16 protein-coding genes and 1 pseudogene are annotated in these 16,089 nt (G+C 61.2%); 8 read left to right on the top strand and 9 right to left on the bottom strand.

Annotation, left to right across the window (positions count from 1 at the left end; translation table 11 throughout):
* Positions 1-4: 4 nt before the first annotated feature.
* The 3 genes from pdxA (at position 5) to betC (ending at position 3,692) form a co-directional block, all read left to right on the top strand.
* Positions 5-1,027 (top strand): 4-hydroxythreonine-4-phosphate dehydrogenase PdxA, encoded by a 1,023-nt coding sequence (gene pdxA, locus PDO_RS26495; RefSeq protein WP_007608991.1) that lies wholly within the window; start codon positions 5-7, stop codon positions 1,025-1,027.
* Positions 1,027-1,854 (top strand): 16S rRNA (adenine(1518)-N(6)/adenine(1519)-N(6))-dimethyltransferase RsmA, encoded by an 828-nt coding sequence (rsmA, locus tag PDO_RS26500; protein ID WP_007608992.1) that lies wholly within the window; start codon positions 1,027-1,029, stop codon positions 1,852-1,854. Before pdxA ends, rsmA begins: the two co-directional genes overlap by 1 nt.
* A gap of 317 nt (positions 1,855-2,171) precedes the next feature.
* Positions 2,172-3,692, top strand: a complete 1,521-nt coding sequence (betC, locus tag PDO_RS26505) for a choline-sulfatase (RefSeq protein ID WP_007608993.1) — start codon at positions 2,172-2,174, stop codon at positions 3,690-3,692.
* Positions 3,693-3,756: 64 nt separating this feature from the next.
* Here betC and gmk read toward each other — a convergent pair whose 3' ends face one another.
* The 7 genes from gmk to fabD form a co-directional block, all read right to left on the bottom strand.
* The gene (gmk, locus tag PDO_RS26510; RefSeq protein WP_007608995.1) at positions 3,757-4,404 is read right to left on the bottom strand and encodes a guanylate kinase; all 648 of its coding nucleotides are present in this window, start codon (positions 4,402-4,404) and stop codon (positions 3,757-3,759) included.
* A 3-nt stretch (positions 4,405-4,407) separates the two neighbouring features.
* Positions 4,408-5,298 (bottom strand): YicC/YloC family endoribonuclease, encoded by an 891-nt coding sequence (locus tag PDO_RS26515; RefSeq protein WP_007608996.1) that lies wholly within the window; start codon positions 5,296-5,298, stop codon positions 4,408-4,410.
* Positions 5,299-5,322: 24 nt separating this feature from the next.
* Positions 5,323-6,456 (bottom strand): endolytic transglycosylase MltG, encoded by a 1,134-nt coding sequence (gene mltG / locus PDO_RS26520; protein WP_458574672.1) that lies wholly within the window; start codon positions 6,454-6,456, stop codon positions 5,323-5,325.
* Positions 6,457-6,736: 280 nt separating this feature from the next.
* On the bottom strand, positions 6,737-7,993 hold the full coding sequence (gene fabF / locus PDO_RS26525; protein WP_007609000.1) for a beta-ketoacyl-ACP synthase II: 1,257 nt from the start codon (positions 7,991-7,993) through the stop codon (positions 6,737-6,739).
* A gap of 116 nt (positions 7,994-8,109) precedes the next feature.
* The gene (locus tag PDO_RS26530; RefSeq protein WP_027507378.1) at positions 8,110-8,346 is read right to left on the bottom strand and encodes an acyl carrier protein; all 237 of its coding nucleotides are present in this window, start codon (positions 8,344-8,346) and stop codon (positions 8,110-8,112) included.
* Positions 8,347-8,625: 279 nt separating this feature from the next.
* Entirely contained in the window at positions 8,626-9,363 is a 738-nt protein-coding gene (gene fabG, locus PDO_RS26535; RefSeq protein ID WP_007609004.1) for a 3-oxoacyl-[acyl-carrier-protein] reductase, read from the bottom strand.
* Between the two features lie 33 nt (positions 9,364-9,396).
* Positions 9,397-10,341, bottom strand: coding sequence for an ACP S-malonyltransferase (gene fabD / locus PDO_RS26540; RefSeq protein ID WP_007609006.1), 945 nt, complete (start codon positions 10,339-10,341; stop codon positions 9,397-9,399).
* Positions 10,342-10,561: 220 nt separating this feature from the next.
* On the opposite strand from fabD, the gene PDO_RS26545 reads away from it, so the two are divergent.
* From PDO_RS26545 to rplI, 5 genes are all read left to right on the top strand, one after another.
* Positions 10,562-11,602 (top strand): aldo/keto reductase, encoded by a 1,041-nt coding sequence (locus PDO_RS26545; protein ID WP_007609010.1) that lies wholly within the window; start codon positions 10,562-10,564, stop codon positions 11,600-11,602.
* Between the two features lie 320 nt (positions 11,603-11,922).
* A complete protein-coding gene (gene rpsF, locus PDO_RS26550) occupies positions 11,923-12,384 on the top strand; it encodes a 30S ribosomal protein S6 (protein WP_007609011.1) in 462 nt (153 codons plus the stop codon).
* 24 nt (positions 12,385-12,408) lie between these two features.
* Entirely contained in the window at positions 12,409-12,657 is a 249-nt protein-coding gene (rpsR, locus tag PDO_RS26555; RefSeq protein ID WP_003502063.1) for a 30S ribosomal protein S18, read from the top strand.
* Between the two features lie 195 nt (positions 12,658-12,852).
* Positions 12,853-13,827 carry a DUF2232 domain-containing protein gene (locus PDO_RS26560; protein WP_007609013.1) on the top strand — a complete coding sequence of 325 codons (975 nt, stop codon included), beginning with the start codon at positions 12,853-12,855 and terminating at the stop codon, positions 13,825-13,827.
* A 23-nt stretch (positions 13,828-13,850) separates the two neighbouring features.
* Positions 13,851-14,426, top strand: coding sequence for a 50S ribosomal protein L9 (gene rplI / locus PDO_RS26565; RefSeq protein WP_007609014.1), 576 nt, complete (start codon positions 13,851-13,853; stop codon positions 14,424-14,426).
* 78 nt (positions 14,427-14,504) lie between these two features.
* On the opposite strand, the gene PDO_RS26570 is transcribed toward rplI, so the two are convergent.
* A complete protein-coding gene (locus PDO_RS26570) occupies positions 14,505-15,572 on the bottom strand; it encodes an HlyD family secretion protein (protein WP_007609015.1) in 1,068 nt (355 codons plus the stop codon).
* A 4-nt stretch (positions 15,573-15,576) separates the two neighbouring features.
* Positions 15,577-16,089: pseudogene (locus PDO_RS28495) on the bottom strand (MFS transporter); the annotation flags it as partial.

Here is a 16,089-nt window from a genome sequence, read left to right on the forward strand (position 1 = left end):
ACATATGACCGATGCCCTTCTTCCGCTCGCACTGAGCCAAGGCGATCCTGCAGGCATCGGTCCGGATATAGCGTTGCAAGCCTGGCTTCGGCGCGAAGCGCTCGATCTGCCGCCTTTCATGTACATTGGCGATGCTGAGGTACTTCGGATTCGGGCACGTCAGCTGGAGCTTGACGTCAGGATCCAGGAAGCGGATATCGGCGATACCGCCGCCGTGTTCGCCTCGGCTTTGCCGGTTTTCAACATAGCGACCGGCACCGAAGTTTTGGCCGGATCGCCGCATGTCGCCAATGCAAAAGGCACGATCAGCGCCATCGAGACCACCGTGCAATTCTGCTTCGATGGTAGAGCACGGGGTGTCGTGACCAATCCGATTGCCAAGTCGGTGCTCTATGAAGCTGGGTTCGGCTTTCCCGGCCACACCGAATTCCTCGCGGATCTTGCGGCCAGGCATGTCGGTCATCCGGTCACGCCGGTGATGATGCTTGCCGGACCCAAGCTGCGGGCGGTGCCTGTCACCATACACATTCCGATCAAGGACGTACCTGACGCGCTGACACAGTCGTTGATCGTCGAGACCTGCCGAATTGTCGCGCATGACTTGAAGCAGCGCTTCGGCATTGCCACGCCGCGACTTGCCGTGGCAGGGTTGAACCCGCATGCGGGCGAAGGCGGTGCCATCGGGCATGAGGATGACGATATCATCCATCCGGCGATCGGAACCCTGCGCGACGAAGGCATCGATGCCTTCGGTCCTCTGCCGGCCGACACGATGTTCCATGATGAGGCCCGCCAGCGCTACGACGTGGCCGTCTGCATGTATCACGATCAGGCGCTGATCCCGGCAAAGGCGCTCGGCTTCGACGACAGTGTCAATGTCACGTTGGGCCTGCCTTTTGTGCGTACATCCCCGGATCACGGCACAGCCTTCGGGCTCGCCGGAACCGGCCTTGCCCGCGAGCACAGCCTCGTTGCCGCGATCCGAATGGCTGACAAGATCAGCCGCATATCGAAAGTACAGTTCTGATGGCCGCACTGGATGGTTTGCCGCCGCTTCGCGACGTGATTGCCAGGCATGGCCTGGATGCGAAGAAGGCGCTTGGGCAGAACTTTCTGCTCGACCTCAACCTTACCCAGAAGGTTGCTCGAACAGCCGGCTCGCTGGAAGGCGTCACCGTCTTCGAAGTCGGGCCTGGTCCCGGTGGATTGACTCGCGCCATCCTTGCGCTTGGTGCCAAGAAGGTGATTGCTGTCGAGCGCGATCCGCGCTGCCTTCCGGCGCTGGCCGAAGTGGCTGAACACTATCCCGGCCGTCTTGAGGTGATCGAAGGCGACGCGATGAAGACCGACTTCGAGTCTATGGCGGCAGACGGCCCGGTAAAGATCATTGCAAACCTGCCGTATAACGTCGGCACGCAACTGCTGATCAACTGGCTGCTGCCACGGCAATGGCCGCCATTCTGGCAATCGCTGACGCTGATGTTCCAGAAGGAAGTCGGGCAGCGGATCGTCGCGAATGAGGACGACAACCATTACGGCCGACTTGGGGTTCTGTGCGGTTGGCGCACCGAGTCGCATATGGCCTTCGACCTTCCGCCCCAAGCATTCACGCCACCGCCCAAGGTCACCTCCACAGTGGTGCACCTGACGCCGCGCCTCAATCCGCTACCCTGCGATCCCGACAAGCTCGAGAAAGTCACCATGGCGGCATTCGGTCAGCGGCGTAAGATGCTGCGGCAGAGCCTGAAGCCCGTCGGTGGTGAGGCCCTGCTGGCCAAAGCGGATATCGATCCGAAACGCCGTGCTGAAACGCTGAGCGTCGAGGAATTCTGCCGGCTCGCCAATCTGCTGTGAGCCGCTGTCTTGCGCGGAAATCAATCCGTGTAAACAGGACCGCCTCGACAAGAGACATACCCGATCTTTTCCGGGTTTACGGCACGGCAGCGTTTCAGCGTGATGCCCCCGGGCTTGCACGACCTTCCTGCGTTCGAGATCAGCATGAAAACGACGCGGATAAGCGAGATCGCGGATCCTAAAGCGTGGAATATTCCCCGGTACTCTGGTTCAAGGATGGTCTGGATGTCGCCTCCGGCTTGGCACCGGCAAGGATCTTGATGTCCGCGCCAGCTTGAACCCAAACAATCTGTAACTCGGACTTTGAGGAAAACGACGTGGTGCAATCTCGCCCAAATATCCTGATCCTGATGGTGGACCAGTTCAACGGCACGCTCTTTCCCGACGGGCCAGCCGAATTTCTCCACGCACCACATCTGAAGAAGCTCGCGAAACGCTCCGTGCGTTTCGCCAACAGCTATACGGCCAGCCCCCTCTGTGCGCCTGCCCGTGCCTCCTTCATGTCCGGCCAGCTGCCGAGCCGCACGCGGGTCTACGACAACGCGGCGGAATTCTCCTCGGACATCCCGACCTTTGCACATCACCTGAGGGCCGCGGGCTATCAGACCAGCCTGTCCGGCAAGATGCATTTCGTCGGACCGGACCAGTTGCACGGCTTCGAGGAGCGGCTGACCACCGACATCTATCCGGCCGACTTCGGGTGGACTCCGGATTACACCAAGCCCGGCGAACGGATCGACTGGTGGTATCACAATCTCGGTTCGGTCACCGGCGCCGGTGTCGCCGAGATCACCAACCAGATGGAGTATGACGACGAGGTCGCCTATCATGCGAACCGCCGGCTCTACGATCTGTCGCGCGGCCAGGACGATCGCCCCTGGTGTCTGACCGTCAGCTTCACCCATCCGCACGACCCCTATGTCGCGCGTCGCAAATACTGGGATCTTTACGACGATTGCCCGGAACTGGCGCCGACGGTCGGTCCGATTGCCTATGAGGATCAGGATCCTCATTCCAGGCGCCTGATGGATGCCTGCGATCACACCGCCTTTGCCATCACCGACGAGAACGTTCAACGCGCCCGCCAGGGCTATTTCGCCAATGTTTCCTATGTCGATGACAAGATCGGCGAGATACTCGACGTGCTCGAACGCACCCGCATGGCCGACAACACGGTGATCCTGTTCGTCTCGGACCATGGCGACATGCTCGGCGAGCGCGGGTTGTGGTTCAAGATGAACTTCTTCGAAGGCTCGGCCCGCGTGCCGCTGATGATGTGCGTTCCGGGTCTGGAACCACGTCTGGTGACGCAGCCCGTGTCGACCCTCGACGTGACGCCGACCGTTGCCGGACTTGCCGGTATCGACATCTCGACGCTTGCGCCATGGACCGACGGCGAAGACCTGATGCCGCTGGCGACCGCGACAGGCGGACGCGGCCCGGTGCCGATGGAATATGCGGCTGAGGGCTCGATCGCACCACTCGTCGGCATCCGGGACGGCAAATTCAAGCTGACCCTCTGCGACGTCGATCCTCCGATCCTGGTCGATCTGGACGCCGATCCGCAGGAACTGGTCAATCTGGCCGATGATCCGGCCCATGCCGAGGTTTTCGCGCAGTTGAAAGCCAAGGCCTTGGCCCGTGGCGATCTTTCACGCTTCGATGCCGCCGTCCGCGAGAGCCAGGCGCGCCGCCATGTCGTCTATGCAGCACTTCGCAACGGCGCCTACTTCCCGTGGGACTACCAGCCGCTGCAAAAGGCCTCCGAGCGCTACATGCGCAACCACATGGACCTGAACATACTGGAAGAGAGCCAGCGCTTCCCGCGCGGTGAATAGTCGAAAAAAGCCGGCACGGGATGTTACACCCGTGCCGGCCAAAACCTGGAGCCGATGCCTTTGATCAGGCGATCAGGCCTTCGACGAAATCAAACAGGCCGTGGCGGCGGTCGCGGCGCAGGCGCTCGGCCTTGACGATCGACTGCACGGCATCGAAAGCCGACTGCAGATCGTCGTTGACGATCACATAGTCGTATTCGCGCCAATGGGCGATCTCTGCCCGGGAATTCGCCAGACGCGTCTGGATGACCTCCTCCGTGTCTTCGGCGCGGCGATGCAGGCGCGACTGGAGCTCGGCCATGGTCGGCGGCAGGATGAAGATCGACACGACATCGACCGACATCTTTTCCTGCAACTGCTGGGCGCCCTGCCAGTCGATGTCGAACAGCATGTCCCGGCCTTCACCCATCGCGGTTTCAACCGCTTCGCGCGGCGTACCGTAGTAATTCCCGTGCACCTGCGCCCATTCGAGCAGCGAGTCGCTGTCGCGCAAACGTTCGAATTCCCGCTGGGAAACGAACTGGTAGTGCACGCCCTCGATTTCACTCTGGCGGCGCTGGCGAGTGGTGACGCTGACCGACAGGCCGATCTGCTTGTCCTTGTCCATCAGCGTGCGCGCAATGGTGGATTTCCCGGCGCCGGACGGCGAGGAGATGACCAGCATCAGGCCCCGCCTGGCGATCTTGACGTGTGCGGGCGCAATGTCGGCCATAAACTACTCCAGATTTTGAACCTGTTCCCGGAACTGGTCGATGACGACCTTGAGTTCTATGCCGGCGGAGGTTACCGCGACGGCATTCGATTTGGAACAGATCGTATTTGATTCTCGGTTAAATTCTTGTGCTAGGAAATCGAGTTTGCGGCCAATCGGACCGCCTGTGGCCAACAATTCGCGCGCGGCAATCACATGCGCCTTCAGCCGGTCGATCTCCTCGCGCAGATCGGCCTTGGTTGCAAGCAGGGCAATCTCGGAATGCAGCCGATCGCGATCAAGGCCGGATGTGTTGTCGAGAATGGCGGCCAACTGGTTTTCCAACCGGCGACCGATCTCATCCGGCTGCCGGGAAGGATCCGCTTCGATCCGAAGCGCCAGTTCCTCGATCCGGGTGATGTGGTCTTCAAGCACGCGACGCAGGGCATCGCCTTCACTGGCCCGCATGTCGACCAGAGCGGCGACGGCACGCTCAAGCCCCGCGACAATGTCGCCATCGCGAGCAGCGATCGCCGCCTCGTCATCGGTCGCCTCACGCAGATCGACAAGGCCGCGGATCGACAGGAGCGTGTCGAGGCGCAGCGGCGCCGGATCGATCAGGCCGGGGCCGAGTTCGTCGCGCAGCCGCAACACCGCGTCGAGGGCATCGCGATTGAGCACGGCTTCGACCCGGTTCTCGCTGACGGTCAGCGACAGACCGGCCTGCAGGTTGCCGCGCGTCAGGCGCTCGGTGACCAGGCGTCGAACCTCGGTCTCCAGGTGCTCAAGCCCCTGGGGCAATCGCGCCCGGATATCGAGCCCTTTGCCGTTGACCGAGCGGAATTCCCAGGCCCAGCGATAGCGCCCTGTCGTTCCTTCATTGCGGGCAAAGCCCGTCATGGATTGCAGCATCATTGGCCGTGCCCCCTTGCCCGGTCGTCAGTTCTTCTTGGCCTGCGGATCCACTTCCGGCGCAACATCCAGTGTTGCAGGCGGATTGGCGGCACGCTCGGCTTCGAGCTTGCGCCAACGACGGACATTGGCATTGTGCTCCTCAAGCGTGGCGGCAAAGATGTGTCCCCCGGTGCCGTCCGCAACGAAGTAGAGATCCTTGGTCTTCCACGGATGCGCAACGGCTTCAAGCGCTGCGCGGCCCGGATTGGCGATCGGTGCCGGTGGCAGGCCCTTGATCACATAGGTGTTGTAGGGCGTTTCCTTCTTGATATCGGACTGGAAGATCGGCCGGTCGGCCGGCTTTCCGTCACCACCGAAAAGGCCGTAGATGATCGTCGGATCGGACTGCAGGCGCATGCCCTTGGCGAGGCGGTTGATGAAGACCGAAGCCACGTGGGCGCGTTCGTCGTCCTTGCCTGTTTCCTTCTCGACGATCGAGGCGAGCGTGATGAACTCTTCCTTGGTCTTGAACGGAAGATCGGGATCGCGCCGCTCCCAGATCTGATCGATCAGGCGCTGCTGGGCTGCGGCCATCTGGCTGACGATCTCGGCGCGATTGGTGCCACGCGAAAACTTGTAGGTGTCCGGACGCAGGCTGCCTTCGGCTGGCAGTTCGGTGGGCAGGTCGCCTTCCAGAACAGCGTCTTCCGCCAGACGCTGGAACATCTGCTTGACGGTCAGGCCTTCCGGCAGGGAGACCGAATACAGGATCGACTTGCCCGACTGCAGCAGTTCGGTCACTTCCTTCATCGACGCGCCCGCCTTGACCTCGTATTCGCCGGCCTTGAGCGTGTCGCCCTCTTCCAGGTAGGTCGCGGTCACGTAACGATAGATGCGGGCATCCGAAACGATGTTGTTGCGTTCGAGATTGTTGGCGATTTCAGCCAGGCCTGCGCCGCTGCGCACGACAAAGTTGGTGTTGGTCGCCAGCGGACCGGGCTTCTGGTAGCTGTCCATGACATAGAAGAAGCCGGCAACCGCAACCACGCCGACGAAAACGATCATCGTCATGACAAAATTGAGGAAAATCACGAGCTGGCTGCGGGCCTTGCGCGAACGGCGCGGCGGCTGCGGCACGCGTTCCGGGCGCAATGCCTCGTTTGGCGACTTGGGAATGATCGGTCCCTTTGTCGTCGCCTTGGCTTCGGCCTCGCGGCCAAAGGAAACACCGTTGTTCTGGCTACCGCCGTTCTGGCTGTTGTCGGTCACCGGCAATCCTTCTTTGTTTCGCTGTCGCTGCTCTTTCAGCCAGCAATGCGGCAAAATCCGGGTTATCGCTCAACGCAGTGCGTCGTGCGGGCGTCAGATTTCTATCCGCAAAAAAGGGGTGCGGGCAAGACCGGCACCCCCGTCATTCATGGTCAACGGCTGGCTTTGGACACCGGTTGCCTCTTTCGCCTCAGGCGTCGTAGCGGCGCAGGACCAGCGAGGCATTCGTGCCGCCGAAGCCGAAGGAATTCGACAGGGCAACATTGATGTCACGCTTGCGGGCCTTGTGCGGCACGAGATCGATTGCGGTCTCGACCTGGGGATTGTCGAGGTTCAACGTCGGCGGCGCAACATTGTCGCGGATCGCCAGCGCCGAGAAGATCGCCTCGACGGCGCCTGCGGCACCGAGAAGATGGCCGATGGCCGACTTGGTCGAGGACATCGAGATCTTCGAAGCGTGTTCGCCCACCAGGCGTTCGACGGCGCCGAGTTCGATCGTGTCGGCCATGGTCGAAGTGCCATGGGCATTGATGTAGTCGATATCGCCGGCCGTCAGACCGGCGCGCTTGAGCGCCATGGTCATGCAACGGAACGCGCCGTCGCCGTCTTCCGACGGAGCGGTGATGTGGAAGGCATCGCCCGACAGGCCATAACCGACGACTTCGGCATAGATCTTGGCGCCGCGCGCCTTGGCATGCTCGAGGTCTTCCAGCACGACAATACCGGCGCCCTCGCCCATAACGAAACCGTCGCGGTCCTTGTCATAGGGGCGCGAAGCCTTGGTCGGGTCATCGTTGCGGGCGGTCGACAGCGCCTTGCAGGCGGCAAAGCCGGCGAGCGAGATGCGGCTGATCGGTGATTCCGTGCCGCCGGCGACCATGACGTCGGCATCGCCGAGCGCAATCAGACGGGCGGCATCGCCAATGGCGTGCGCGCCGGTCGAACAGGCCGTCACGACGGAATGGTTCGGACCGCGCAGCTTGTGGCGGATCGAGACCTGGCCCGAGGCAAGGTTGATCAGGCGACCGGGAATGAAAAACGGCGACAGGCGGCGCGGGCCCTTGTCGCGCAGGATATGACCGGCTTCGACGATGCCCTCGAGACCGCCAATGCCCGAGCCGATCAGAACGCCCGTGGCGCACTGGTCGTCATAGGTCTTGGGTTCCCAACCGGCATCCTTCAGCGCCATGTCAGCGGCTGCGATCGCGTAAATGATGAAATTGTCGACCTTGCGCTGCTCTTTCAGTTCCATCCAGTCGTCGGGGCTAAAAGCACCCTCGCCTTCGGTTGGAATTCGGCAGGCAATCTTGGCCGGGAGGTCATCGACCTGAAATTCGGTGACCAGACGAGCACCGCTCTGGCCAGCCAGAAGGCGCGCCCAAGTCAGTTCCGTTCCGCATCCGAGAGGAGATACCATGCCGGTACCGGTGATAACGACACGTCTCATCGTCCGAGCCCATCCCACACTTTTGACCGCAGTCTTTTAAATACAGCAAGGCCCGCATGTCGCGGGCCCTGGCAGGATGGGTGGCCTCGGCCACCCTCCCGCATTATTTCTGTCGATTAGGCCTGGGCCTTCTCGATGAACTTGACAGCGTCGCCGACCGTCAGGATCGAATCTGCTGCATCGTCCGGAATTTCAACGCCGAATTCTTCTTCGAAGGCCATGACCAGTTCGACAGTGTCGAGCGAGTCGGCGCCCAGATCGTCGATGAAGCTCGCGCCTTCGACAACCTTTTCAGCGTCTACGCCGAGATGATCAATTACAATTTTCTTCACGCGTTCTGCGATATCGCTCATGTCGGTTTCCTCGACCTTCTTAATCTCATAGGGTGCCGTAATGGCGTCCCTGCCCTGCATTAGCCGGTGATCGTCAAAGACCCCACCAGCAAACCCGATCTGCTCCGCCTAGAGCAGTTTATGCAAACAAAAGCATAAACTTCGGCCCATAGAATGGAGCGACTGTTTACAGTCATGGCCCGCTTAACACGGTTTACCCGCGCCGCATAGCCAGAAATTCGCCCGCCGCGCTTGCTCAACATGCAATTTCGGCAAACGAAATCCAAGCGCCCGAAGGCGTCAGATCATCGCCATGCCGCCGTTGACGTGCAAGGTCTGGCCGGTCATGTAACCCGCCTCGGTGGAGGCGAGATAAAGAACGGCTGCGGCGATGTCCGAACCCACGCCCATGCGCTTCATCGGGATCGCGCCCATGATCGCTTCCTTCTGCTTCTCGTTGAGCTTGCCGGTCATGGCGCTCTCGATGAAGCCCGGCGCAACGCAGTTGACCGTCACGTTGCGGGTGGCGATTTCCTGGGCGAGCGACTTGGAGAAGCCGATCATGCCGGCCTTGGAGGCACAGTAATTGGCCTGGCCCGGATTGCCGGTCACGCCGACGATCGAGGTGATGTTGATGATGCGGCCATAGCGGCGGCGCATCATCGGATGCGTCAGTTCGCGGGTCAGCCGGAAGACGGAGGTGAGGTTCACTTCCAGAACAGCATCCCAGTCGGCGTCGCTCATGCGGACGAACAGGCCGTCCTTGGTGATGCCGGCATTGTTGACGAGGATATCGACACCGCCGAGTGCAGCTTCGGCCTTTTCGCCGAGCGCCTTGACTTCGTCTCGGTCAGAAAGATTTGCCGGGAAGATGTGCACGCGCTCGCGGAGTTCGGCGGCAAGCGCTTCCAGCTTCTCGACACGGGTGCCGTGCAGGCCGACGACAGCGCCCTGCTTATGCAGCAGGCGGGCGATCTCTTCGCCGAGGCCACCGGTTGCACCGGTCACGAGGGCCTTGCGGCCGGTCAGATCAAACATGATCACGTTCCTTATTGATCCAGGATTATCTTATCAGCCATTCAGCGCAGCGAGCGCTGCGTCGATGTCGGCTGGCGTGTTCACGGCAATGCCGGAAATATTCTTGTCGATGCGGCGCGCAAGACCGGTGAGGACCTTGCCGGAGCCTATTTCATAAAGCGTCGTGACGCCATTGGCGGCGAACCACTCAACCGTCTCGCGCCAGCGCACCTGGCCGGTCACCTGCTCGACCAGCAGACGGGCGATCTCGTCGGCTGACGTAACCGGGGCTGCGCGGACATTGGCGATCAGCGGCACGATCGGATCGTTCTTCTCAACGCCGGCAAGCGCGTCGCGCATGGCGTCGGCGGCCGGTGCCATCAGCGCCGAATGGAACGGTGCCGATACGGGCAGCATGATGGCGCGCTTGGCACCTTTTTCAGTGGCCAGTGCCGCCGCCTTTTCGACAGAAGCCTTTGCTCCGGAAATCACGAGCTGACCGCCGCCATTGTCATTGGCAATCTGGCATGGACCGACCGCCGAGGCTTCGATGCAGATCGACTGCACGTCGCCGTGTTCAAGGCCGATGATGGCGGCCATGGCGCCCGCGCCGACCGGAACCGCAGCCTGCATGGCATCGCCGCGAATGCGCAGAAGACGGGCGGTGTCGCCGATCGAGAAGGTCCCGGCCGCACAAAGCGCTGAATATTCGCCAAGCGAATGGCCGGCGACGAAGGAGATCTTCGACTTCAGGTCGAGGCCCTTGGCTTCCAGAACCTTGATGACGGCCATGGAAACAGCCATCAGTGCCGGCTGGGCATTGGCGGTCAGCGTCAGGGTTTCTTCCGGGCCGTTCCACATGACGTCGGACAGCTTCTGGCCAAGGGCATCGTCGACTTCCGCGAAAACGGCGCGCGCTTCGGGATAGGCATCGGCAAGGTCCTTGCCCATTCCAACGGCCTGGCTGCCCTGGCCGGGAAAGGTGAATGCGACTGTCATGGGCTTTTCTCCCTAGGTTTTTCCCTTCCAATTCACATTCTGACCTTGCGAGTCAAGCCTTGGAGCCTCCATGGGTCAGCAGCAAGCGGCACAAGTCACAGGCATATTGTGGTGAGATTGCCGCGCAAAGCCATCTTGCGGTGCGTCAATTTCCCACTAAATTGAGTGGCAACCTTCCAAAGCCCTTTTCGGGCGACTTTCCATATTCGAGGCATATCTGATGAAAATGAACCGGCTCGGCCGTACCGATATCCATGTTTCCGAAATCTGCCTCGGCACCATGACCTGGGGCTCGCAGAACACCCAGGATGAAGCCTTCGAGCAGATGGACTATGCGCTCGAGCATGGCGTGAACTTCTTCGACACGGCAGAACTCTATCCCACGACGCCGCTGTCGCCGGAGACTTATGCCGATACGGAACGCATGATCGGCAACTGGTTCGAAAAGACCGGCAAGCGCCAGAATGTGGTTCTGGCGACCAAAGTCGCGGGCGCCGGTCGCGAATATATCCGTGGCGGCGCGCCGATCACGGCGCAATCGATTCTGGATGCCGTTGATGCCAGCCTGTCACGCCTGAAGACAGATTATATCGATCTCTACCAGATCCACTGGCCCAATCGCGGTCATTTCCATTTCCGCAGCGCCTGGAACTACGACCCGTTCAACCAGGACAAGACGCGCACCGAGGACGAGATCGGCGAGAAGTTGGAAGCGCTCGGGGCCTGCGTCAAGGCTGGCAAGATCCGGGCGATCGGCCTGTCGAACGAGACGACCTGGGGCACACAGAAGTTTCTTTCGATTGCCGAGCAGAAGGGGCTGTCGCGCGTCGCCACCATCCAGAATGAATATAACCTGCTCTACCGGCACTTCGATCTCGACATGGCGGAACTGTCGCATCACGAGGATGTCGGCCTGCTCGCCTATTCACCGCTGGCCGGCGGCATCCTGTCGGGCAAGTATCTTGACGGCGGCAAGCCGACCGGCTCGCGCGGCACGATTGGCGATATCGGCGGACGGCTGGTCTCCTATCAGGAGCCGGCAACCCGCGCCTATGTCGAACTTGCCAAGACACACGGCATCGACCCGTCTGCGATGGCTCTGGCGTTTTGCCTGACGCGCAAGTTCATGGCGTCCGTCATCATCGGCGCAACCTCGATGGAGCAGTTGAAGACCGATATCGGCGCTGCCGACCTGACCTTGTCGGACGAGATCCTCAAGGAGATCGCCAGGATCCATCGCCTCTATCCGGCAACGATCTGATTTCGGGCGCTACCGAACATCGACAGCACACCAGCAAGGGCGGCGCCATGAAAATTGGGCGCCGCCCTTGCCTTTCCGGCAAATGCGCGTATAAGCCGCGCTGTTCACAACACCCGGTCTCATGGCTGGTGGCTGAACGGAGGGCCGGCTTTCGCAAGGGAGCCGCAGGAACCGAAGGGTTTTCCGGCCTCCCGTGTCTCCGCTCTCGACCGTCTCGATACAACAGCTTTTCTTGCCTTGGCCTTATGCCAAACAGGAGCAGTCGTTGAGGCTTAGCGCCGGATCCGGGTGACGACAAACGCAAGAAAGGCAAAGCTATCATGGCTCTTTACGAACATGTACTCCTTGCCCGACAGGATATGTCCGCACAGCAGGTTGATGCCCTCGTAGAACTCTACAAGGGTGTTATCGAAGCAAACGGCGGCAAGGTCGGGCGTGTAGAAAACTGGGGCCTCAAGTCCCTGACCTACCGCATCAAGAAGAACCGCAAGGCTCACTACGCTCTCATGGACATCGAAGCACCGGGTGCTGCGATCCACGAGATGGAGCGCCAGATGCGCATCAACGAAGACGTTCTTCGTTACATGACCATCGCTGTGGAAGCCCACGAAGAAGGCCCGTCTGCCATGATGCAGAAGCGCGACCGTGACGACCGTCCGCGTCGTGACGGCGACGATCGTGGCCCGCGCCGCGAAGGTGGCTTCGGCGATCGTGGTCCGCGTCCTGACCGTGCACCGCGCGAAGGTGGCTTCGAGCGTCGTCCGCGCGAAGACCGCGCGTAATCTTGAGCAAAAGGAGAAAACACAATGGCTGATGCATCCTCTTCTCAGGCACGCCGCCCGTTCCATCGTCGTCGCAAGACCTGCCCCTTCTCGGGCGCGAATGCACCGAAGATCGACTACAAGGACGTCCGTCTCCTGCAGCGCTACATTTCCGAGCGCGGCAAGATCGTTCCTTCGCGTATCACTGCAGTTTCCCAGAAGAAGCAGCGCGAACTGGCCCAGGCCATCAAGCGCGCCCGCTTCCTCGGCCTGCTGCCTTACGTCGTAGCATAATCTGATCAGAAGCCTGCCGGTCACCGATCGGCGGGCTTCATCCCTTCCGCGTTGGGCGCGGATCGGAATCAATGCCTGGGGACATTGCTTCATGCGCTGCATGAGCGACTTCAGGTGAAATCCCATGTTGGGGAACGGCCTCAGGATCTGAGTCCGATTTTTCCCCTAACTGCTTGAACCAGCAGGACAGCGACATTGCAAAAACTGGACGGAAAATTGCTGATGACCGGCGTACTCGCCGGTATTACCGCCGCACTTCTGGTGCTGGGCGCGACCGCACAGCCGTCTCTTGCATCCATTCTCTATGCAGCATCCGCCCTGCCCGTGCTGATCGTCGGCCTCGGCTGGGGCAATCTCGCCTCGATCGCTGCCATCGTCACGGCTGCCGCCCTTGGCGCCGTCAGCGTGTCGCCGATGTTTGCCATCGGCATGGCGCTGTTCACGCTGGCACCGGCCGGCTGGCTGGCGCATCTGGCAAGTCTGGCGCGGCCGGCGTCTGAAATCGGCGGCCCCGACAATCTGATGGCCTGGTATCCGCTGTCCGATATTCTGCTGCAGCTATGCGCCTTCGTGGCTGCAGCCGTCATCCTGCTCGGCATCATCATCGGCTTCGGCCCCGAACTGACCAGCCAGCTGGTCGATGCCCTGACGACCGCGATGAGCACGCAGGATCCGGCGATGCTGCCAGACCCGGCCGCTCTGGAACAGCTCAAACGCACGATGCTGCTGCTTTTGCCGATCATCCAGGGTGGCACATGGGTCATCCTGCTGTTCACCATGTATTACATCGCCATGCGGGTCGTTTCAGCCTCGGGCCGCGCCCAGCGCCCGCGCGAAGACATCCCTTCGGCACTGCGGATGAACCGCAATGCGGTCTTCATCTTCCTCGCCGGTATACTGGCCTGCTTTGCCGGCGGCGTGCCCGCGATGATCGGCGCCACGGTCTGTGGCACATTCGGCGCGGGCTTCCTGATTTCGGGCTTTGCCTCGCTGCACCTGCGGTCGCGCGGCAAGGACTGGCGCCTGCCGGTTCTGGTGCTCGCCTACCTCTCGGCGATCATGCTGCTGCCGCTTCTCATTCCCCTGATCATCGGCCTGGCGGATACACGCCGCGCCGTTGCCCTGACGCCGGCCCAAAGGGCCGACACCCCTCACGACGACCAACCGTAACCCAACACTGAAAGGAAAAGATCATGGACGTCATTCTTCTTGAACGCATCGCCAAGCTCGGCCAGATGGGCGAGACCGTAAAGGTAAAGGACGGCTTTGCCCGTAACTACCTGCTGCCGCTCGGCAAGGCACTGCGCGCAAACGCTGCCAACAAGACCCGTTTCGAAGCTGAGCGCGCAACGCTCGAAGCTCGTAACCTCGAGCGCAAGTCGGAAGCCCAGACCGTTGCCGACGCTCTCGAAGGTAAGTCCTTCATCGTCGTCCGTTCGGCTGGCGAAACCGGCCAGCTCTACGGTTCTGTTGCTGCGCGCGACGTTGTCGAAATCCTGGCTGCCGAAGGCTTCAACATCGGCCGTAACCAGGTCGAGCTGAACACCCCGATCAAGTCGATCGGCCTGCACAGCGTTGTTCTGCACCTCCACGCAGAAGTCGAAAAGGCTATCGAGCTGAACGTTGCCCGTACGGCTGACGAAGCAGAGCGCCAGTCCAAGGGTGAAAGCCTGACTTCGGCCGACGCCATCTACGGCATCGACGAAGACGCGCTTCGTCCGGAAGACTTCTTCGATCCGGACGCAGACCGCGACGGCGACGACGAATAAGCCTTACGGTTTATCCGCTTGAAAATGCCCGGTTCGAGATCTCGAACCGGGCATTTTTCGTTTGCAAGCTCACGGGTGTTAGAGGTTGCCTGGCGCCGGCACGTCCGTCTCGGAAAGTTTGTCGACCCTGACGACCACCGACATGCCAGGCGACAGGCGTGACAACAATTCCTGACCGGGATCGACGCTGATGCGGGTTGCGACACGCTGGGCAATCTTGGTAAAGTTGCCAGTGGCATTGTCGGTCTTGATGACGCTGAATTCGGACCCTGTCGCTGGCGAGAAACGCTCGATATGACCCTTCAGGGCCATGCCACCCAGGGCATCGACAGTGAATTCAACCGGCTGGCCGGGCTTTAGCCCATCCAGCTGGGTTTCCTTGAAATTGGCAATCACCCAGACATCGTCGGGGACGAGCGTGGTCAACTGGCTGCCGGCCGAGACATATTGGCCGAGGCGGGCGCCGACTTCGCCGACATGGCCGTCCTGCGGCGCGACGATTCGGGTGTTGCGCAGATCGATCTCTGCCAGTTGGACCGCGGATTCGGCCCCTGCCACCGATGCCTGCAGCGAGGCGCGCGTGCCGAGGATGGTGGCCACTTTCTGGCGGGCGACTTCAACGGCGGCTTCCGCCTTCGTCACCCCGGCCTGTGCGAGGGCCAGATTATAGCGGTTGGCTTCGATCACGGTTTCGGTGACGACGCCGGTGGTTGCCAGACGCTGGCTGCGGTCCCAGTCCGATTGGGCCTTTTCCAGTGCGGCCCGGGCGCTTGCCACTTCGGCGTTGGCTGAACCAACGGCGGCATCAGCCGACTTTTCTTCCTGGAACGAATTGGCCAGCGTGGCTTTCTGTCCATCGCGCGTCGCCTCTGCCTGGGCCAACTTCTGCGCGAAGATGCGATCGTCGATGCGGGCGATCAGATCGCCCTGCCTGACCGCCTGAAAGTCCTGGACGGCGACTTCAGCGACGTAACCGCTCAACTGCGGGCTGATCACCGTCACATATCCCCTGACATAGGCATTGTCGGTCGTCTCGACCGAGGTGCGGAACGGCGGCAGATGCCAGGCATAAAGCGTCACCGCCACGCCGACGGCGCCAAGCAGAAGGACAAAAAGGGATGCTGGATTGCGAAGGGTATTGGACATGATCTTATTCCGCATTTGATGCTTGCAGTTCGGGCGTCTTTTTCAGCTGCCGCAACCAATCGAAGCTCAGATGGCCAAGAAGGGCTGCGAGCGCGAGCCCGGCGATGATGGATGTCAGGAGAAATGTGTCGTTATAGGCAAGCACATAGGCCTCCCGCGAAATCTGCTGATAAAGCAGCGTGATGCCCTCGGTCGCCAGCGCGGCCTTGTCGGCGACCACCTTTGCGTAGGTCGCCGAGAGCGTATGGACGCGGTCGGCAACCATCGGATCGGTGAGGACAAAGTGCTCCAGCAGCGTCTTCAGATGAAATTGCTGCCGCAGGACCATGAACGTGCCCAGCGTCGCCGAAGCGATCAGCCCGCCGATCGCCTGGGTGAACAGGAAGATGACGATAAAGGTCAGCATGTAATGCGGCCCCTTGGCCAGGGCCGCCACAAGGCCCTTGGCCATGGCGGTCGGCAGGAAAAGCGCCGCACCCGCTGCCACCATGGCCTGGCTCAGATACATCTCCTGCGG

This window comes from Rhizobium sp. PDO1-076, assembly GCF_000247475.1.
Classification (GTDB): domain Bacteria; phylum Pseudomonadota; class Alphaproteobacteria; order Rhizobiales; family Rhizobiaceae; genus Allorhizobium.

Excerpts from the sequence above, each read along its gene's own strand:
- rsmA (WP_007608992.1), top strand. The coding sequence starts at position 1,027 with ATGGCCGCACTGGATGGTTTGCCGCCGCTTCGCGACGTGATTGCCAGG.
- gmk (WP_007608995.1), bottom strand. The coding sequence starts at position 4,404 with ATGGCCGACATTGCGCCCGCACACGTCAAGATCGCCAGGCGGGGCCTG.
- pdxA (WP_007608991.1), top strand. The coding sequence starts at position 5 with ATGACCGATGCCCTTCTTCCGCTCGCACTGAGCCAAGGCGATCCTGCA.
- fabD (WP_007609006.1), bottom strand. The coding sequence starts at position 10,341 with ATGACAGTCGCATTCACCTTTCCCGGCCAGGGCAGCCAGGCCGTTGGA.
- PDO_RS26570 (WP_007609015.1), bottom strand. The coding sequence starts at position 15,572 with ATGTCCAATACCCTTCGCAATCCAGCATCCCTTTTTGTCCTTCTGCTT.
- rpsR (WP_003502063.1), top strand. The coding sequence starts at position 12,409 with ATGGCTGATGCATCCTCTTCTCAGGCACGCCGCCCGTTCCATCGTCGT.
- fabG (WP_007609004.1), bottom strand. The coding sequence starts at position 9,363 with ATGTTTGATCTGACCGGCCGCAAGGCCCTCGTGACCGGTGCAACCGGT.
- fabF (WP_007609000.1), bottom strand. The coding sequence starts at position 7,993 with ATGAGACGTGTCGTTATCACCGGTACCGGCATGGTATCTCCTCTCGGA.
- PDO_RS26545 (WP_007609010.1), top strand. The coding sequence starts at position 10,562 with ATGAAAATGAACCGGCTCGGCCGTACCGATATCCATGTTTCCGAAATC.
- PDO_RS26530 (WP_027507378.1), bottom strand. The coding sequence starts at position 8,346 with ATGAGCGATATCGCAGAACGCGTGAAGAAAATTGTAATTGATCATCTC.
- rpsF (WP_007609011.1), top strand. The coding sequence starts at position 11,923 with ATGGCTCTTTACGAACATGTACTCCTTGCCCGACAGGATATGTCCGCA.
- rplI (WP_007609014.1), top strand. The coding sequence starts at position 13,851 with ATGGACGTCATTCTTCTTGAACGCATCGCCAAGCTCGGCCAGATGGGC.
- PDO_RS26515 (WP_007608996.1), bottom strand. The coding sequence starts at position 5,298 with ATGATGCTGCAATCCATGACGGGCTTTGCCCGCAATGAAGGAACGACA.